Source organism: Pseudomonas sp. CAN1 (assembly GCF_030462585.1).
Lineage (GTDB): Bacteria > Pseudomonadota > Gammaproteobacteria > Pseudomonadales > Pseudomonadaceae > Pseudomonas.
In genome coordinates this window covers 48,593-68,232 of the sequence record NZ_JASMRU010000010.1, presented here as the reverse complement: position 1 = coordinate 68,232, position 19,640 = coordinate 48,593, and the positions used below count along the sequence as shown (strand labels likewise).

General features: G+C 65.3%; 15 protein-coding genes. 14 read left to right on the top strand and 1 reads right to left on the bottom strand.

Annotated features, from left to right (window positions below; genetic code table 11):
- Positions 1 to 207: 207 nt before the first annotated feature.
- A complete protein-coding gene (locus QO207_RS15695) occupies positions 208 to 2,355 on the bottom strand; it encodes an FUSC family protein (RefSeq protein ID WP_301533291.1) in 2,148 nt (715 codons plus the stop codon).
- A 363-nt stretch (positions 2,356 to 2,718) separates the two neighbouring features.
- Here QO207_RS15695 and QO207_RS15690 point away from each other — a divergent pair, with 363 nt between their 5' ends.
- The 14 genes from QO207_RS15690 (at position 2,719) to astA (ending at position 19,636) form a co-directional block, all read left to right on the top strand.
- Positions 2,719 to 3,666: a LysR family transcriptional regulator gene (locus tag QO207_RS15690; RefSeq protein ID WP_301533290.1), complete on the top strand. Its 948-nt coding sequence runs from the start codon at positions 2,719 to 2,721 to the stop codon at positions 3,664 to 3,666.
- A gap of 204 nt (positions 3,667 to 3,870) precedes the next feature.
- Positions 3,871 to 4,905 carry a TRAP transporter substrate-binding protein gene (locus QO207_RS15685; protein WP_301533289.1) on the top strand — a complete coding sequence of 345 codons (1,035 nt, stop codon included), beginning with the start codon at positions 3,871 to 3,873 and terminating at the stop codon, positions 4,903 to 4,905.
- Between the two features lie 48 nt (positions 4,906 to 4,953).
- Complete coding sequence (locus tag QO207_RS15680) at positions 4,954 to 5,592, top strand: TRAP transporter small permease (protein WP_301533288.1); 639 nt, start codon at positions 4,954 to 4,956, stop codon at positions 5,590 to 5,592.
- Positions 5,589 to 6,869: a C4-dicarboxylate TRAP transporter large permease protein DctM gene (gene dctM / locus QO207_RS15675; protein ID WP_301533287.1), complete on the top strand. Its 1,281-nt coding sequence runs from the start codon at positions 5,589 to 5,591 to the stop codon at positions 6,867 to 6,869. Before QO207_RS15680 ends, dctM begins: the two co-directional genes overlap by 4 nt.
- 162 nt (positions 6,870 to 7,031) lie before the next feature.
- Entirely contained in the window at positions 7,032 to 8,987 is a 1,956-nt protein-coding gene (acs, locus tag QO207_RS15670; RefSeq protein ID WP_301533286.1) for an acetate--CoA ligase, read from the top strand.
- A gap of 1,335 nt (positions 8,988 to 10,322) precedes the next feature.
- Positions 10,323 to 11,102, top strand: coding sequence for an ABC transporter substrate-binding protein (locus QO207_RS15665; protein ID WP_301533285.1), 780 nt, complete (start codon positions 10,323 to 10,325; stop codon positions 11,100 to 11,102).
- Positions 11,103 to 11,242: 140 nt separating this feature from the next.
- Entirely contained in the window at positions 11,243 to 11,932 is a 690-nt protein-coding gene (locus QO207_RS15660) for an ABC transporter permease (protein ID WP_301533284.1), read from the top strand.
- A 16-nt stretch (positions 11,933 to 11,948) separates the two neighbouring features.
- Positions 11,949 to 12,647: an ABC transporter permease gene (locus QO207_RS15655; RefSeq protein WP_301533283.1), complete on the top strand. Its 699-nt coding sequence runs from the start codon at positions 11,949 to 11,951 to the stop codon at positions 12,645 to 12,647.
- Between the two features lie 10 nt (positions 12,648 to 12,657).
- Positions 12,658 to 13,770 (top strand): succinylglutamate desuccinylase/aspartoacylase family protein, encoded by a 1,113-nt coding sequence (locus QO207_RS15650; RefSeq protein ID WP_301533282.1) that lies wholly within the window; start codon positions 12,658 to 12,660, stop codon positions 13,768 to 13,770.
- Between the two features lie 17 nt (positions 13,771 to 13,787).
- Positions 13,788 to 14,552 (top strand): arginine/ornithine transport ATP-binding protein AotP, encoded by a 765-nt coding sequence (gene aotP, locus QO207_RS15645; protein WP_301533281.1) that lies wholly within the window; start codon positions 13,788 to 13,790, stop codon positions 14,550 to 14,552.
- 34 nt (positions 14,553 to 14,586) lie between these two features.
- On the top strand, positions 14,587 to 15,570 hold the full coding sequence (gene argR, locus QO207_RS15640; protein WP_301533280.1) for a transcriptional regulator ArgR: 984 nt from the start codon (positions 14,587 to 14,589) through the stop codon (positions 15,568 to 15,570).
- Between the two features lie 640 nt (positions 15,571 to 16,210).
- Entirely contained in the window at positions 16,211 to 17,431 is a 1,221-nt protein-coding gene (locus tag QO207_RS15635) for an aspartate aminotransferase family protein (RefSeq protein WP_301533279.1), read from the top strand.
- A gap of 157 nt (positions 17,432 to 17,588) precedes the next feature.
- Positions 17,589 to 18,605: an arginine/ornithine succinyltransferase subunit alpha gene (gene aruF, locus QO207_RS15630; protein WP_301533278.1), complete on the top strand. Its 1,017-nt coding sequence runs from the start codon at positions 17,589 to 17,591 to the stop codon at positions 18,603 to 18,605.
- 11 nt (positions 18,606 to 18,616) lie between these two features.
- The gene (astA, locus tag QO207_RS15625; protein ID WP_301533277.1) at positions 18,617 to 19,636 is read left to right on the top strand and encodes an arginine N-succinyltransferase; all 1,020 of its coding nucleotides are present in this window, start codon (positions 18,617 to 18,619) and stop codon (positions 19,634 to 19,636) included.
- The last annotated feature ends 4 nt before the right edge of the window (positions 19,637 to 19,640 follow it).

Sequence of the window (19,640 nt, the reverse complement as noted above, 5' to 3'; positions counted from 1 at the left end):
CAGGTTGGCGGATTCGCGGAGGGGTTGCAGGATGCGTAGGAGCGGACTCCGTCCGCGATAGGTTCGCAGCGCGCCGGAGGTCATCGCGGACAGAGTCCGCTCCTACGAAATGTGGTGGCGCTGTGCCGTGCGGTTCGCGAGCAAGCTCGCTCCTACGAAGAGCGGTTCGGCACTCCTGCAGCGATCTTGCTCGTGAACCCGCCGGCCTCAATCGAGCAGCGGCGACTGCGGATCGAGCAGCGAAGTGCGGATGAAGTGCAGGTAGCTGCACACCCGGCGCAGGGGCGAGGAGTCGAAGTGCGGCGGGCGGCGATCATCCGTGGTGCGGGTGGCGTGGATAGCGTGCTCCACCGCCGCCAGGGCGCGCTGGCGGTTGCTCTCGCTGGGATGGATGAACAGGCGGATCAGCGCCCGGCCCAGCGCACGGATCGCCCGGCGCCAGGGCATGCGCTCGGCGTACCAGGGCTCCTTCGGCAGGGCCTCCTGCTCGCGGCGCAGCTCGATGATCGACAGGCCGATCTCCTGTACCTGGAAGGTCCAGCGCAGCAGCCGGCGCTGCACATCCGGGCGGCCTGTGGATAACCCATAGGCCTGGTTCAGCAGGTCGCGGGTGCCACTCTCGAAGTTCGACGACAGGCCCTTCAGCGGATCGCTGATCACCCGCACCACGCGCAGGCGCAGCTCGGCTTCCAGGCGCTCCCACAGCCACGGTCGGTTCGGCGGCAGGATGACGATGGCCGCGACCACGGCCATGCCCATCGACAGCAGCATCGCCAGGTATTCGTTGATGAAGGTGTACGCGTCGTAGCGCGCCACGTTGGCCGGCAGCGAGGCGATGCAGAACCACACCAGCAGGCCGACACCGTAGCCGCTCCACTGCGGCCGGGTGATCAGGAAGGCGCCGAAGGCGAACACCGGCGAGAGTACGAAGCACAGCAGCGGAAAACCGTCGATGTGCGGCAGCACGCGGAACGTCAGGATGAAACCGAGGGTGGCGCCGAGCAGCGTGCCCAGGGTCAGTTGCAACGACAGGCGCTTGGGATTCGGTGAGGCGGAGGAGAGCGCGGCGATCAGCACCGAGGTCAGCGCGAAGGTGGCGCCGCTGAGCCACGAGGTGGCGATCCAGAACACCCCGCCGACCAGCACCAGCAGCGCGCAACGGAAGCCCGCGACGGCCGCAGCAAGGGCGTTGGCCTTGGGCGTGAAACGCTCCTTCCACTGCTCGCGCTCGTGCTTGTGCGCGGCCAGCGAGGCGTGGGTCTGGGCGTAGTTGTGCATGTCGTCGACGAAGCGATAGAGCAGCTCGGCGGCGGTCTCGAAATCCAGCTGGTCGGCTTCCCGCGGGCAGGTGTGGCCGAGGCTGGCGCGGGCCTCGCGGATGCGCGGCATCAGGTGGTGCTTGCACAGCTCCAGCTGCACGCTCAGGCGCTCGGCGTCCGCTTCGCTCAGCGGCCGGCCGTGCCAGCTGGCGAGCAGTTCACTGACGTCGATCAGGCACGGCATCAGCACTTCCAGTACATTGCTGGCCTGGCGCTCGCGCAGGCGATCGAGCAGGCGCTGCAGGGCGTGGAAGCGCGTGGTCAACTGCATGAACTCACTGTTCAGGCGCGCCAGGCGGCCGCTTCGCAGGCGCATATGCGGGTCTTCGAAAGCGGTGACGTTGCGCAGGCTTTCCAGGCCGACCACTTCGGCGGCAAGGCGCGCGCTGGACTGCTCGAAGCGCTCGCGCTCCAGCGTGCCGTTGAGGCCGGCGCTGGCCAGACCGGCGAAGTCACCGAAGCGGGTATTCAGCGCGTTGCGCAGGGCAGCCGTGCTGGTTTGCGGCAGCACCACGGCGCTGACCACGCCGGTGCAGAGAATCCCCAGGGTGATCTCGATCACCCGCCACAGCGCCTGCATGAAGGCGCCCTCGGGGTGCAGCGTGGCCGGGATGCCGATCATCACCGCGGTGTAGCCGGCGAGCAGGCAGGCATAGGCGCGAAAATCCCGGTAGCGCGCAGCGCCGGCAGTGCACAGGCCGACCCAGATCGCCACGCAGAGCAGGAACAGCACGCGCTCCTGGGCGAACAGGGCGATGAAGGTGACCATCACCGTCAGCCCGGCCAGCGTGCCGAGGATGCGGTAGAAACTCTTCGCCAGCACCTGGCCGCTCTGCGGCTGCAGCACGATGAAGGCGCTGACCAGCACCGTGTTGGGCTGCGGCAGCTCCAGGCGATACGCCAGCCACAGGGCCGTGAAGGCGGTGATCAGCGTCTTGAGGATGAACATCCAGGTGACGCCGTCGGTGTGCGCCCAGTCGGACAGGGCGAAGCGCACCGCGGCGGCCTTGGGCAGGCGCACGGACAGACTGCTCATCGGGCTTATCTCGGCAGGCGGTAGTCGGGCTTTTCTTGGCAGGCGGCGGTCGGGTCTGGATAACCCTGTCGTTCTGGGGCCGAGCGAAGGGGTGGCAGCACGTTGCACGAAGGGCGGAGCACGGGTGCGAATCCTGGGGTGTCGCGGCGGGCCGCGTTGGGGAGGGCGATTCTAGAAGTGCGCCGGGGGTGAGGATAAGCTGACGGTTGGATGAATTATTGTTGCCTGAAAGGACAATAATCCCGTCGCGACAGGTATGCGACAATTCGCCGCCTGTCATGAATCTGTAACAAGGCATTGCCCGTCAGGGTGCCGTTGCAGAAGCCGCCCGCCGTGGCGTGGACAGGCTCTTCTGGAGAAATGATGGACCTGCTGCACAACATGCGTGCTTTCGTCTGTGTCGCCGAGACCGGCAGCTTCACCGCCGCCGCCCAGCGCATGGACCTCACTACCGCCTACGTCTCGCGGACGGTGGCCAAGCTCGAAGCGCACCTGCGTACCCGCCTGCTGCACCGCACCACCCGCCGTATCGCCCTCACCGAAGCCGGCCAGCGCTACCTGCAGCGCTGCCAGCAGATCCTCGGCTACATCGAGGAAGCCGAGGCCGAGGCCGGCGACGCCCACGCCCGGCCCCACGGCAAGGTGAAGGTGCATGCCATGACCGGCATCGGCCAGCACTACCTGATCCGCGCGATCTCGCAGTACTGCGAAATCTACCCGGAGGTCACCTTCGACCTGACCCTGGCCAACCGCATCACCGACATCCTCGACGAGGGTTACGACATTTCCGTGGTCATCGCCCAGGAGCTGCCGGATTCGGGCTTCGTCTCCAAGCGCATCGGCAAGACCTACAGCGTGCTCTGCGCCTCGCCCGAGTACGTGGCGCGGCACGGCATGCCCAGGCAGCTCGGCGAGCTGACCGAGCACCGTTGCCTGCGCCTGGTGAACTCGGTGATGTCGCTGGACAAGTGGCTGTTCGACGGCCCCGACGGCCAGGAAATGGTCGGCATCAACCAGACCCACTTCCAGGTCAACACCGCCGACGCCATGACCGAGGCGGTGCGCGCCGGCATGGGTATCGGCGCGCTGCCGGTGTACTCCGCCGTGCAGGGCCTGAAGGACGGCAGCCTGGTCCGCGTGCTGCCCGACTACAGCCTGTTCCACCTCAACGTCTATGCGCTGTACCCGTCGCGCCAGTACCTCGATGCGAAGATTCGCACCTGGGTCGAGTTCCTCCGCGACTGCGTGCCCGGCATGTTCGAAGAGCACGAGCGGATGATGCTGCAGCACCGCACGCAAGCGCCCGGTTGAGGCGCCATCCCGCAGCCTAGAGCCTTTGAATCACCCTGCGCCCGGCCTTTGCCGGGCGCGCCTTTTGCTCTCTGGCGTTCCGCTGTGGCGAACGCTGCTTTGGGAAAAGACGAATTCTCCGAACGCCAGCATTTGCGTCAGTCTCCCAGCGAGCCTGCCGCCAGGCTCACCTCGCAAGCACAAGAACAAATTGAGGGTGACGCGATGTTTGGAAAGATGGGGCGGGCGTTGCTCGCCGTCCTGGCGTTGGCCTGCGCTACTGCCATTCAGGCTGCCGATGAACCGCAGGCTGCCAGTCAGCCGCGGCCTGCCAATGAACCGATAGTGATCAAGTTCGCCCACGTGGTCGCGGAGAACACGCCCAAGGGGCAGGGCGCGCTGATGTTCAAGCGCCTGGCCGAACAGCGCCTGCCCGGCCGGGTGCGCGTGGAGGTCTACCCGAACTCCTCGCTGTTCGGCGACGGCAAGGAGATGGAAGCGCTGCTGCTGGGTGACGTGCAGATGCTCGCGCCGTCCCTGGCCAAGTTCGAGCAGTACACCCGCAAGGTGCAGATCTTCGACCTGCCGTTCCTCTTCGACGACATCGATGCCGTCGACAACTTCCAGCGCAGCCCGCAGGGCCAGAGCCTGCTGACCAGCATGCAGGGCAAGGGCATCCTCGGCCTCGCCTACTGGCACAACGGGATGAAGCAGCTGTCGGCCAACCGCCTGCTGCTGGAGCCGGGCGATGCGCGCGGGCTGAAATTCCGCGTGCAGGCTTCCGACGTGCTCAACGAGCAGTTCCGAACCCTGCGCGCGATCTCCCGCAAGATGTCCTTCGCCGAGGTCTACCAGGGCCTGCAGACCGGCGTGGTGAATGGCACCGAGAACACCTGGTCGAACTACGAGAGCCAGAAGGTCAACGAGGTGCAGAAGTACTTCACCGAGTCCAACCACGGCCTGGTGGACTACATGGTGATCACCAACGCCAAGTTCTGGAACGGCCTGCCGCCGGACCTGCGCGGCGAGCTGGAAAAGATCATGGCCGAGGTCACCGTGCAGGTGAACGCCGAAGCCGAGCGGCTGAACCGCGACGCCCGCCAGCGCATCCTCGACAGCGGCAGCAGCGAGATCCATCCGCTCACCGCGCAGCAGCGCGCCGACTGGCGCGAGGCGATGCAGCCGGTGTGGCAGAAATTCCGCGACAACGTCGGCGCCGATTTCCTCCAGGCCGCCGAAGCCTCCAACCGCCCCCATTGAGCCGCCGGCCTCGCCGGCTGGCGGGGCGTCGTTCTGGAGAACCCTTCGATGACTCGACTCATGCGCGTCTGGAACCATTTCGAGGAAGGCGCCATCGCCTTCCTGCTGGCAACCATGACGCTGGTGACCTTCGTCTACGTGGTGATGACCAACGTCTTCACCCTGTTCTATGACCTGGGCGATCGCCTGCCATCGCTGCAGGGCCCGTTCTATGCCATCGGCGACGCCATCCTCGGCGTCGCCCAGGACATGTCCTGGAGCAATGCGCTGACCAAGGCGCTGTTCGGCTGGCTGATCTTCTTCGGCATCGCCTATGGCGTCCGCACCGCCGGCCATCTGGGCGTGGACGCGCTGGTGAAGCTGGCGCCGCGGCCCACTCAGCGCGTTATCGGCGTGCTCGCCTGCCTCTGCTGCCTGGGCTACGCCGGGCTGTTCATGGTCGCCAGCTTCGACTGGGTGAAGACCCTGTTCATCGCCGGCATCGGCGCGGAAGACCTCGACCACTTCGGCATCCTCCAGGCCTACATCGCGGTGATCGTGCCCATCGGCTTCGGCCTGGTGCTCCTGCGTTACCTGGAAATCCTCGTCAACCTGTTGCGCGGCCGCCAGCTCGGCCTGGGCCTCGCCGACGAGGCCGCGGAAGCCTCGAAGCTGGCCGGTGAAGAAGCCGCGGAGAAGCGTCCATGACCGTGATGATCCTGTTCCTCCTGCTGTTCGTCTTCATGTTCATCGGCGTGCCCATCGCGATTTCCCTGGGGCTGTCCGGTGCGCTGACGATCCTGTTGTTCAGCCCGGACTCGGTGCGCTCGCTGGCGATCAAGCTGTTCGAGACTTCCGAGGCCTACACGCTGCTGGCGATCCCGTTCTTCCTGCTCTCCGGCGCCTTCATGACCACCGGCGGCGTGGCGCAGCGGCTGATCGACTTCGCCAACGCCAGCGTCGGCCACATCCGTGGCGGCCTGGCGATTGCCGCGGTGCTGGCGTGCATGCTGTTCGCCGCGCTGTCCGGCTCCTCGCCGGCAACCGTGGCGGCGGTGGGCTCGATTGCCGTGGCCGGCATGGTGCGTTCGGGCTACCCGCGCGAGTTCGGCGCCGGGATCATCTGCAACGCCGGCACCCTGGGCATCCTGATCCCGCCGTCGATCGTCATGGTGGTGTACTCGGCTGCCACCGAGACCTCGGTGGGCAAACTGTTCGTCGCTGGCGTGGTGCCGGGCCTGCTGCTGGGCGTGATCCTGATGGCGGTGATCTACATCGTCGCGCGGGTGAAGAAGCTGCCGGCGCAACCGCGTGCCAGCCTGCGTGAATGGCTGTCCGCCGCACGCCGGGCGATCTGGGGCCTGTTGCTGCTGGTGATCATCCTCGGTGGCATCTACTCCGGGCTGTTCACGCCTACCGAGGCAGCGGCGGTGGCGGCGGTCTACTCGGCCTTCGTCGCGCTGTTCGTCTACAAGGACATGCGCCTGCGCGACTGCCCCAAGGTGCTGGTGGAGTCCGGGCGGCTGAGCATCATGCTGATGTTCATCATCGCCAACGCGATGCTCTTCGCCCACGTGCTGACCACCGAGCAGATTCCCCAGCAGATCACCGAGTGGGTGATGCAGGAAGGGCTGACGCCGCTCGGCTTCCTGCTGATGGTCAACGTGGTACTGCTGGTGGCTGGCAGCTTCATGGAGCCCTCGGCCATCGTGCTGATCCTCGCGCCGATCTTCTTCCCCATCGCCATGCGCCTGGGTATCGACCCGATTCATCTGGGGATTGTCATGGTGGTGAACATGGAAATCGGCCTGGTGCACCCGCCGGTGGGGCTCAACCTGTTCGTCACCTCGGCGGTCACCGGCCTGCCGCTGGGCGCGACCATCCGCGCGGCGCTGCCGTGGCTGATGATCCTGCTGCTGTTCCTGATCCTGGTGACCTACGTGCCCTTCATCTCGCTGGCGCTGCCCCACGCCCTTGGTATGTGACAGGTTGTCGCGGCCCCATGAGCCCGTTGCCAAAACAACGGCTTATGGGGCTCATCACTACGACTAAGGATTGGTAAGACCATGGTCGTATGGTTCGGGGGAGGGTGTCGCCGTTACAACTTAAGGCAACAAAAACAACACTCTTCACCGAGGTAGAACGCCATGACAGCGGCATCCGTGTACCCCGTGCGTCCCGAAGTGGCCGCGACCACTCTGACCGACGAGGCCACCTACAAGAAGCTGTACCAGCAGTCGGTGGTCAACCCCGACGGCTTCTGGCGCGAACAGGCCCAGCGCATCGACTGGATCAAGCCGTTCACCAAGGTCAAGCAGACCTCCTTCGACGATCACCACGTGGACATCAAGTGGTTCGCCGACGGCACCCTGAACCTCTCCTACAACTGCCTCGACCGCCACCTGGCCGAGCGCGGCGACCAGCTCGCCATCATCTGGGAAGGCGACGATCCTTCCGAGCACCGCGAAATCACCTATCGCGAACTGCATGAGCAGGTCTGCAAGTTCGCCAACGCCCTGCGCGGCCAGGACGTGCACCGCGGCGACGTGGTGACCATCTACATGCCGATGATCCCGGAAGCCGTGGTCGCCATGCTGGCCTGCGCCCGCATCGGTGCGATCCACTCCGTGGTGTTCGGCGGCTTCTCTCCCGAAGCCCTGGCCGGCCGCATCATCGACTGTCGCTCCAAGGTGGTGATCACCGCCGACGAAGGTCTGCGCGGCGGCAAGAAGACCCCGCTCAAGGCCAACGTCGACGACGCGCTGACCAACCCGGAAACCAGCAGCGTGCAGAAGATCATCGTCTGCAAGCGCACCGGCTCGCCGATCAAGTGGAACCAGCACCGCGACGTGTGGTTCGAGGACCTGATGAAGGTCGCCGGCTCCACCTGCGCACCGAAGGAAATGGGCGCCGAGGACCCGCTGTTCATCCTCTACACCTCCGGCTCCACCGGTAAACCCAAGGGCGTGCTGCACACCACCGGCGGCTACCTGGTCTACGCCTCGCTGACCCACGAGCGGGTGTTCGACTACCGTCCGGGCGAAGTCTTCTGGTGCACCGCCGACATCGGCTGGGTCACCGGCCACACCTATGTCGTCTACGGCCCGCTGGCCAACGGCGCGACCACCGTGCTGTTCGAGGGCGTGCCGAACTATCCGGACATCTCCCGCGTCGCGAAGATCGTCGACAAGCACAAGGTCAACATCCTCTACACCGCACCGACCGCCATCCGCGCCATGATGGCCGAGGGCAAGGCCGCGGTCGAAGGCGCCGATGGCTCCAGCCTGCGCCTGCTGGGTTCGGTCGGCGAGCCGATCAACCCGGAAGCCTGGCAGTGGTACTACGAGACCGTCGGCCAGTCGCGCTGCCCGATCGTCGACACCTGGTGGCAGACCGAAACCGGCGCCTGCCTGATGACCCCGCTGCCGGGCGCCCACGGCCTGAAGCCGGGCTCCGCCGCCAAGCCGTTCTTCGGTGTGGTGCCGGCGCTGGTGGACAACCTGGGCAACATCCTGGAAGGGGCCACCGAGGGCAACCTGGTGATCCTGGACTCCTGGCCGGGCCAGGCGCGCACCCTGTACGGCGACCACGACCGCTACGTGGACACCTACTTCAAGACCTTCAAGGGCATGTACTTCACCGGCGACGGCGCCCGTCGCGACGAGGACGGCTACTACTGGATCACCGGCCGCGTCGATGACGTGCTCAACGTCTCCGGCCACCGCATGGGTACAGCCGAGATCGAAAGCGCCCTGGTCGCCCACCCGAAAGTGGCCGAAGCTGCGGTGGTTGGCGTACCGCACGACATCAAGGGGCAGGGCATCTATGTCTACGTCACCCTGAATGCCGGTGAGGAATCCAACGAGCAACTGCGTCAGGAACTGCGTGCCTGGGTACGCAAGGAAATCGGCCCGATCGCCACCCCGGACGTGATCCAGTGGGCGCCCGGCCTGCCGAAGACCCGCTCGGGCAAGATCATGCGCCGCATCCTGCGCAAGATCGCCACGGCCGAGTACGACACCCTGGGCGACATCTCCACCCTGGCCGATCCGGGCGTCGTGCAACACCTGATTGAAACCCACCAGGCCATGCGCGCGGCCTGATCCGCCGCCCGATGAAAAACGCCCCGCATGCCGGGGCGTTTTTCATTTCTGCGTTTTTAAGTCGTCCCGCTCGCGCCGAAGCTTTCCTGGAGCATCAACGTAGGATGGCGTGGAGCGCAGCGATACCCATCGATCCTGGCACCAGCAGGACGCGGTTCGCGAGCAAGCTCGCTCCTACAGCACGTCCGAACACCGAAGCGCTCTTCGTAGGAGCGAGCTTGCTCGCGAATAGATCGTAGGGTGCATAACGCGCCAGCGTTGTCCGCCGTTGTGGCATCGGCGGATAACCCGTTCCGGGTTATGCACCCTACGTGTTGCGTTGCAGCGTCGCGAGAGTCGAGGGCGCCAGAGTCCGCCGCGGGGGATTTCGCGGACAAGGTCCGCTCCTACGAAAAGCCGTGCCGCACCGCTCTGTCCTTAGCTTTGGCTCTTGAGGTCTTCCAGCGAAATATCCGCACACGCCGAGTGCCCCTTTCAGGAGGCCGAAGGTGATCGGAGTTTCAGGGGTTGAGCGACATGGATGTCGCGAGAGCGTTGTCGGGCCAGGGATGGCCCGTCAACGCGGGCCCCTGGAACTCCGAAGAACCGAGGGTACTTTTCGCGAAGCGAAAAGCCGGATGTAGGGGCGAGACCTTTTGGTTCCTTTTGGGAGGGCGGCTATCCGACGTTTGACAAAAGGGACTCGCCCGAGGGGGCGAAACAAAAAGTTCGAGCGCAAGCCGAAGCGGCGCTGAAGCTCCCAAGCCCAAGCCCAAGCTCAAGCCCAAGCCCAAGCCCAAACCCACGCAAGAGCATCGCGGAGAAGCTCCGCTCCTACAAAAGCAAAAGCCCAAAAACCGGAGCAAGCCTGGAGGAGTGCCCCATGGGCGCGGATCGCGGACAAGGTCCGCTCCTACAGTGTGTTTCCCGCCCACCGGTAACATTTCCCTGCGACAAAATGAGGCGCCAGGAAACATTTCGCACAGCTTCGGTGCATCTTTTCTGTCCGCACAGAATGAGTCAATATCGCGCACCCCGCGCCGATCCTGGGGTTCGATAGTTCTGGCCCGATTACTGCTAGTAATTAGGGTTTTACTACCCGCTTTCGGATCACGTAAAATCCGCGCCGTCAAGCCGCCGGAGCCCCGTCTCCAGCGCTTCTATAATTACTTGTCGCATTGAAGAAATAACCGCTCCGGGGCTGTCGCTAGAATGCCGCTCACCCCGGTAGGCGCGCTTTTCACAAGAATCGCGCCGGCAATGCGCAGACGAACAATAACCTTCACTTCTGCACGGGCAGCCTGGGCCAACCCCTTTCTCCTGCCAATCGAAGACCTACCCTCGAAGGAGTTACTGATGAAGAAGTTTGCACTTCTCGGTGCGCTGGCCCTGTCCGCGCTTTCCCTGGTTGCCCACGCTGACGACAAGCCGGTCCGCATCGGCATCGAAGCCGGCTATCCGCCTTTCTCCTTCAAGACCCCCGACGGCAAGCTCGCCGGTTTCGACGTGGATATCGGCAACGCCCTGTGCGAAGAGATGAAGGTCAAGTGCACCTGGGTCGAGCAGGAATTCGACGGCCTGATCCCGGCACTGAAAGTTCGCAAGATCGACGCCATCCTCTCGTCCATGACCATCACCGACGAGCGCAAGAAGTCCGTCGACTTCACCAACAAGTACTACCACACCCCCGCGCGCTTCGTGATGAAGGAAGGCGTGACCCTGAACGATCCGCTGGCGGACCTGAAGGGCAAGAAGGTCGGTGTGCTGCGCGCTTCCACCCATGACCGCTACGCCACCGACGTCCTGGCCCCGGCCGGCATCGAAGTCGTGCGCTACAACTCGCAGAACGAAGCCAACATGGACCTGGTCTCCGGCCGCATCGACGCGACCATGGCCGACTCGGTCAACCTCGACGATGGCTTCCTGAAAACCGACGCCGGCAAGGGCTATGCCTTCGTAGGTCCGGAATACAACGATCCGAAGTACTTCGGTGGTGGCGCCGGCATCGCCGTGCGCAAGGGCGATACCGCCCTGGTCGAGAAATTCAACGCGGCCATCGCCGGCATCCGTGCCAACGGCAAGTACAAGGAAGTACAGGACAAGTACTTCAAGTTCGACGTCTACGGCGAGAACTGATCCACGTCCGGAAGTGGCACAGACCCAGGCCCGGTCCTGAAGTTTGTGCCACTTTTTTATTGGGGGTGAGCCTGCGCCTGCACTCGCCCTGAGCGTCCGTGTGGTTGCGGGCGACGTCCGGTTTCACGAGGTACGAAATTATGCTCAATGGCTACGGAGCCACCATCGTCGATGGTGCCTGGCTGACGCTTCAGCTGTCCCTGCTGTCGATGGCCCTGGCAATCGCGCTGGGTCTGCTCGGTGCGGCCATCCGCCTGTCGCCGGTGAAGTGGCTGGCCTGGTGCGGCGACCTCTATGCCACCGTGATCCGCGGCGTTCCGGACCTCGTGCTGATCCTGCTGATCTTCTACGGCGGCCAGGCCGCGGTGAACTGGATCGCGCCGATGGTCGGCTATGACGACTACATCGACCTCAACCCCTTCGCTTCCGGCGTCGGCACCCTGGGCTTCATCTTCGGCGCCTACCTGTCCGAGACCTTCCGTGGCGCCTTCATGGCCATCCCGAAAGGGCAGGGCGAGGCCGGCTTCGCCTACGGCATGAGCTCGCTGCAGGTGTTCTTCCGCATCCAGGTGCCGCAGATGATCCGCCTGGCCATCCCCGGCTTCACCAACAACTGGCTGGTGCTGGTCAAGGCCACTGCGCTGATCTCCGTGGTCGGCCTGCAGGACATGATGTTCAAGGCCAAGCAGGCCTCGGACGCCACCCGCGAACCCTTCACTTATTTCCTTGCCGTGGCGGCGCTGTACCTGGTGGTCACCAGCGTCTCCCTGGTGCTGCTGCGCATGCTCGAACGCCGCTATTCGGTCGGCGTGAAAGTCGCCGAGCTTTGAGTCCGGGAGCCCTCGCATGATCTTTGATTACACCGTCATCTGGGACAGCCTGCCGCTCTACTTCAGCGGCCTGCTGGTGACCCTCAAGCTGCTGGCGATCTCGCTGTTCTTCGGCCTGCTGGCGGCCGTGCCGCTGGCGCTGATGCGCTGCTCGAAGAACCCGGCGGTGAACCTGCCGGCCTGGCTCTACACCTACGTGATCCGCGGCACCCCGATGCTGGTGCAGCTGTTCCTCATCTACTACGGCCTGGCGCAGTTCGAGTTCGTCCGTGAAAGCGCCATGTGGCCGCTGCTGTCCAACGCCACCTTCTGCGCCTGCGCCGCGTTCGCCATCAACACCAGCGCCTACACCGCCGAGATTCTCGCCGGCAGCATCCGCGCGACCCCGCACGGCGAGATCGAAGCCGCCAAGGCCATGGGCATGTCGCGGTTCAAGCTGTACCGCCGCATCCTGCTGCCCTCGGCCCTGCGCCGCGCGCTGCCGCAATACAGCAACGAAGTGATCATGATGCTGCAGACCACCAGCTTGGCGTCCATCGTCACCCTGGTGGACATCACCGGCGCCGCGCGCACCGTGTACTCGCAGTACTACCTGCCGTTCGAGGCGTTCATCACCGCCGGCATCTTCTACCTGATCATGACCTTCACCCTGGTGCGCCTGTTCAAGCTGGCCGAGCGTCGCTGGCTGGCCTATCTCGCGCCGCGCAAGCACTGAGGAATACACCGTGGAACGTATCGATCATCTGCTGCCGTGGAGCAGCCTGGGAAGCGAGCGCCGCCTGAGCGTATTCCGCTACGGCAAGGGCACGCGCAAGGTCTACATCCAATCCAGCCTGCACGCCGACGAGCTACCGGGCATGCGTACCGCCTGGGAGCTCAAGCAGCGCCTGGCTGACCTGGAGTCGCGCGGGCAGCTGAACTGCGTCGTCGAACTGGTACCGGTGGCCAACCCCATCGGCCTCGGCCAAACGCTGCAGGCCAGCCACCTGGGCCGTTTCGAGTTCAACAGCGGGAAGAACTTCAACCGCGATTTCGTCGAGCTCTCGGCGCTGGTTGCCGAGCGTGTCGGTGAGCAGCTGGGCGCCGATGAAGCCGCCAACGTCGAGCTGATCCGCCAGGCCATGCGCGACGGCCTCGATGCGCTGCCGCCGGCTTCCTCCGAGCTGCAGGGCATGCAGCGCATCCTGCTGCGCCACGCCTGTGATGCCGAAGTGGTGCTCGACCTGCACTGCGACTTCGACGCCGCCATCCACGTCTACGCGATCCCGCAGCACTGGCCGCGCTGGAAGTCCCTGGCCGCACGCCTGAAGGCGGGCGTCGCGCTGCTTGCCGAAGACTCCGGCGGCAGTTCCTTCGACGAATCCTGCTCGCTGCCCTGGCTGCGCCTGGCGCAGGCCTTCCCGCAGGCGGCGATTCCGCTCGCGTGCCTGGCGACCACCGTCGAGCTGGGCGGCGTGGGCGATACCCGCGTCGACCAGGGACAGGCCAACGCCGAAGCCATCCTCGGCTTCCTCGCCGAGCAGGGCCTGATCGCCGGCGACTGGCCGGCGGCCCCGGCCGAATGCTGCGAAGGCATGCCCTTCGAAGGCACCGAATACCTCTACGCACCCCACGTTGGCGTGGTGAGTTTCCTGCGCAAGGCGGGGGAGTGGGTGGAGAAGGGCGACCCGCTGTTCGAAGTGGTCGACCCGCTGAACGACCAGGTCAGCACCGTTCGCGCCGGCACTTCCGGCGTGCTGTTCGCCATCGAGCGTGGGCGCTATGCCCAGCCGGGGCTTTGGCTGGCCAAGGTGGCCGGGCGTGAGCCGTTCCGCAAGGGCCGGCTGATCAACGACTGAATTCGAGAACCGACACCATGTACAAACTGGAAATCCAGGACCTGCACAAGCGCTACGGCACCCACGAGGTGCTCAAGGGCGTCTCCCTGGCGGCGAAGGCAGGCGACGTGATCAGCATCATCGGCTCCTCAGGCTCCGGCAAGAGTACCTTCCTGCGTTGCATCAACCTGCTGGAGCAACCCCACGCCGGCAAGATCCTGCTCAACGGCGAAGAGCTCAAGCTCACCCCGAACAAGGACGGTGCGCTCAAGGCCGCCGACGCCAAGCAGCTGCAGCGCATGCGCTCGCGCCTGTCGATGGTGTTCCAGCACTTCAACCTGTGGTCGCACATGAGCGCCCTGGAAAACGTCATCGAGGCGCCGGTCCATGTGCTGGGCGTGTCGAAGAAGGAAGCGCTGGAAAAGGCCGAGCACTACCTGGCGAAAGTCGGCGTGGCGCACCGCAAGGATGCCTACCCCGCGCACATGTCCGGTGGTGAGCAGCAGCGCGTGGCCATCGCCCGTGCCCTGGCGGTAGAGCCGGAAGTGATGCTGTTCGACGAGCCAACCTCGGCACTCGACCCCGAGCTGGTCGGCGAAGTCCTGCGCGTCATGCAGGACCTGGCCCAGGAAGGCCGCACCATGGTGGTGGTGACCCACGAGATGGGCTTCGCCCGCGAGGTCTCCAACCAGTTGGTGTTCCTCCACAAGGGGCTGGTGGAAGAGGCCGGCTGCCCGCGGGAAGTCCTGGCCAATCCGCAATCCGAACGCCTCAAGCAGTTCCTTTCCGGCAGCTTGAAGTAAGCTGTCCGTTACAGTCGCCTGGTGACCTGATCGCATGACCGCACAACGCATCGGATTCCTCCTCTGGCCGCACACGCGGGCGCTGACCCTCGGTCTGGCCGAGGAGGCCCTGCGGGTCGCCCGCCGGCTGCACCCCGAAGCGCTCTACGAACCGGTGTTCATGAGCGCCGAACCGGTGACCGAGGCCGATGGCTGGCGCCTGCCGGGGCAGGCCTGGAACGGTGTGCTGGAGCAGTGCCAGCGCATCTTCCTGGTCGCCGACGAGATTCCGCAGACGGTCTCCGCGCCTTTGGCTGCCGCACTCAAGCAGCTGTCGCGCAATGGCGTGAGCGTTGGCGCGCTGTCCGCCGGCATCTATCCGCTGGCACAGTTGGGCCTGCTCGATGGGTACCGCGCCGCCGTGCATTGGCGCTGGCACGACGACTTCACCGAGCGTTACCCCAAGGTCATCGCCACCAACCACCTGTTCGAGTGGGACCGTGATCGCCTGAGCGCCTGTGGCGGTATGGCGGTGCTCGACCTGCTGCTGGCCGTGCTGTCCCGCGATCATGGCGCGGAGCTGGCCGGTGCGGTATCCGAAGAACTGGTGGTGGAGCGTATCCGCGAAGGCTCCGAACGCCAGCGCATCCCGCTGAAGAACCGCCTCGGTTCCAGCCACCCGAAGCTCACCCAGGCGGTGCTGCTGATGGAGGCGAACATCGAGGAGCCGCTGACCACCGACGAGATCGCCCAGCACGTGTGTGTCTCGCGCCGCCAGCTGGAGCGCATCTTCAAGCAATACCTGACCCGCGTGCCCAGCCAGTACTACCTGGAACTGCGCCTGAACCGCGCGCGGCAGATGCTCATGCAGACCAGCAAGTCGATCATCCAGATCGGCCTGTCCTGCGGCTTCTCCAGCGGCCCGCACTTCTCCAGCGCCTACCGCAACTTCTTCGGCGTGACCCCGCGCGAAGACCGTAACCAGCGCCGCGGCCAGAGCGCCGCCGAAGCCGCCCCGGCCGCTACCGAGCGCGGCTGACGCTGCGCTTTTCGTAGGGCGAATAACCTGGAACAGGTTATCCGCCACGGCGTATAACGCTGGCGCGGTATACGCCCTACGGACCCCGTAGGCGTATCCCCACCTCACGCAGGGCCGATCAGGATTTCGCGGACAAGGTCCGCTCCTACGGGGAGCGCCGGCGCAGCTCTTGTAGGAGCGGAGCTTCTCCGCGAAACCCCGGCACAGCCGGGGTAGACAGTCGGGCAGCTCAATCATCCGCCAACTGCCTCGTGGCGGATCACGCTGCTACGTTATGCAGCCCTACAGGCTGCTCTTCGTAGGAGCGAGCTTGCTCGCGAACGATCTTACCGATGTGCCTGCGTCAAGCGGTTCGCGAGCAAGGGCCAGGCGCCCCCCTCGTTCCTACATAAAAGCCCCTTCCTGCCTTATTCCATTTTCCCTCGTTCGCGCAGCGAACAAATTCCACGCCGCCTTGTACCCGCAGCAGGCCGCAGGCCGTACACTGCGCCTTCCCGACGCTTTCTGTCGCATTTCCATAAGCCTCGGCAATTCGCGGGTTGGCGCTATAAGAAGTTGTCGCATGGCGGCAATGACGGCCCGTCGTTCGTCCCTACAATCCATTCATCGATAGCCGCCTCAACCAGGCAGGAGAACACCGATGTCCGCTCCGCAAGCTCAGGTCCAACGCTCCGACTTCGACCAGGTCATGGTTCCCAACTATTCGCCGGCTGCCTTCATTCCGGTGCGTGGCGAGGGTTCCCGAGTCTGGGATCAGAGCGGCCGAGAGCTGGTGGACTTTGCCGGCGGCATCGCGGTCAGTTCCCTGGGTCATGGCCATCCGGCGCTGATGCAGGCGCTGACCGAGCAGGCCGGCAAGATCTGGCACGTCTCCAACGTCTTCACCAACGAGCCGGCCCTGCGCCTGGCGAAGAAGCTGATCGACGCCACCTTCGCCGAGCGCGTGTTCTTCGCCAACTCCGGAGCCGAGGCCAACGAGGCCGCGCTGAAGCTGGCGCGCCGCTACGCCCATGATGTCTACGGTCCGGAGAAGTTCGAGATCATCTCGATGGTCAACAGCTTCCACGGCCGCACCCTGTTCACCGTCAACGTCGGTGGCCAGGCCAAGTACTCCGATGGTTTCGGCCCGAAGGTCGAAGGCATCACGCACATTCCGTTCAATGATCTGGACGCCCTGAAGGCGGCCATCTCCGACAAGACCTGTGCCGTGATCATCGAGCCGGTGCAGGGCGAGAGCGGCGTGCTGCCGGCCGACCAGGCCTACCTGGAAGGCGTGCGCAAGCTGTGCGACGAGAACAACGCCCTGCTGATCTTCGATGAAGTGCAGAGCGGCTTCGGTCGTATCGGCTACCTCTACGCTCACCAGTACTACGGCGTGAACCCGGACATCCTCTCCAGCGCCAAGGGCCTGGGCGGCGGCTTCCCGATCGGCGCCATGCTGACCACCGCGAAGATCGCCGAGCACCTGGTCGTCGGTACCCACGGCACCACCTACGGCGGCAACCCGCTGGCGTGCGCCGTTGCCGGTGCCGCCTTCGACGTGATCAACACCCCGGAAGTGCTCGCTGGCGTCAAGGCCAAGCACGAGCGTTTCAAGGTCCGCCTGGAGAAGATCGCCGCCGAGTACGGCATCTTCACCCAGGTGCGCGGCATGGGCATGCTGATCGGTGCGGTGCTCAACGATGCCTTCAAGGGCAAGGCCAAGGACGTGCTCAACGCCGCCGAGAAGGAAGGCGTGATGGTCCTGCAGGCCGGCCCGGACGTGGTGCGCTTCGCTCCCAGCCTGGTGATCCCGGACGCCGACATCGACGAAGGCCTGGATCGCCTCGAGCGCGCCATCGCCAAGCTGACCCGCGGCTGATCCCCCGGCTACGCTGAACCGGCGCAGCTCGCGCTGCGCCGCCGACCGGCCGGATCGTCCCGGCCGGTTCTTCGAATGCCCTGATGAGCGCGGTGCAGGCTGTGTCGCGCCCATCGATCAAGAATCACAATTTTTGTCTGGTTAGAGGAGTGACGCCATGCTGGTGATGCGCCCCGCCCAAGTGGCCGACCTGCAGCAAGTGCAGCGTCTCGCCGCGGACAGCCCGGTCGGCGTCACGTCGCTGCCGGACGACGCGGAACGCCTGCGCGAGAAGATCCTCGCCTCGGAGGCCTCGTTCGCCGCCGAAGTGAGCTTCAACGGTGAAGAGAGCTATTTCTTCGTGCTCGAGGACAGCGAGACCGGTCGCCTGGTGGGCTGCTCGGCGATCGTCGCCTCGGCCGGTTTCTCCGAGCCGTTCTACAGCTTCCGCAACGAGACCTTCGTGCACGCTTCCCGCGAGCTGAAGATCCACAACAAGATTCACGTCCTCTCGCTGTGCCACGACCTCACCGGCAACAGCCTGCTGACCAGCTTCTACGTCGAGCGCGAGCTGGTGAACACGCCGATCGCCGAGCTCAACTCCCGCGGCCGCCTGCTGTTCATGGCCAGCCATCCGGAGCGCTTCGCCGACGCGGTGGTGGTGGAGATCGTCGGCTACAGCGACGAACAGGGCCAGTCGCCGTTCTGGAACGCCATCGGGCGCAACTTCTTCGACCTCGACTACACCGAGGCTGAGAAGCKCTCGGGGCTGAAGAGCCGTACCTTCCTCGCCGAGCTGATGCCGCACTACCCGATCTACGTGCCGCTGCTGCCGGATGAGGCGCAGGAAGCGATGGGCCAGGTGCATCCGCGTGCGCAGATCACCTTCGACATCCTCATGCGCGACGGCTTCGAGTCGGAGAACTACGTGGACATCTTCGACGGTGGCCCGGCACTGCATGCGCGCACCTCGAACATCCGCTCCATCGCCCAGAGCCGCCAGGTGCCGGTGCGCATCGGCGCGTCGGGGCATGGCAGCCGCAGCTACCTGGTCACCAACGGCCAGCTGCAGGATTTCCGCGCCATCGTCGCCGAACTCGACTGGGTGCCGGGCAAGCCCGTCACCCTGAACCAGGAAACCGCCGATGCCCTGGGCATCGGCGAGGGCGCCAGCGTGCGCCTGGTCGCGATCTGAGGGGAGAGAGCATGATCGTCCGTCCCGTAACCAGCGCCGACCTGCCGGCTCTCTTTGACCTGGCGCGCAGCACCGGCACCGGCCTGACCACGCTGCCGGCCAACGAGCAGCGCCTGCAGCACCGCGTGAGCTGGGCCGAGAAGGCCTTCCGTGGCGAGGCCGAGCGCGCCGACGCCGACTACCTGTTCGTGCTGGAGAACGACGAAGGCAAGGTCGTCGGCATCTCCGCCGTGGCCGGCGCCGTTGGCCTGCGCGAGCCCTGGTACAACTACCGCGTCGGCCTCACCGTCAGCGCCTCCCAGGAACTGGGCATCCACCGCGAGATTCCCACGCTGTTCCTGGCCAACGACCTCACCGGGCAGTCCGAGCTGTGCTCGCTGTTCCTGCATGCCGACCACCGCGCCGGCCTCAACGGTCGCCTGCTGTCGAAGGCGCGCTTCCTGTTCATCGCCGAGTTCCGCGAGCTGTTCGGCGACAAGGTGATCGCCGAGATGCGTGGCATGTCCGATGCTGCCGGGCGCTCGCCGTTCTGGGAAAGCCTGGGCCGGCACTTCTTCAAGATGGAATTCAGCCAGGCCGACTACCTGACCGGAGTGGGCAACAAGGCCTTCATCGCCGAGCTGATGCCCAAGTTCCCGCTCTACAGCTGCTTCCTCTCCGAGGACGCGCGTGAGGTGATCGGTCGCGTCCACGCCGACACCGAGCCGGCGCTGGCGATGCTCAAGGCCGAGGGCTTCAGCTACCAGGGCTACGTCGACATCTTCGACGCCGGCCCGGCTATCGAGGCGCCGACCGAGAAGATTCGCGCCATCGCCGACAGCCAGAGCCTGGTGCTGGCCATCGGCACGCCGGGCGACGATGCCGAGCCGTTCCTGATCCACAACCGCAAGCGCGAGGAGTGCCGCATCACCGCTGCGCCCGCGCGCCTGGCCGCCGGCTCGCTGGTGGTCGATGCGCAGACCGCCAAGCGCCTGCGCCTGTCCGCCGGGGCTTCGGTCCGCGCGGTGCCCCTCTCCGGAAAACGCAACTGACGCC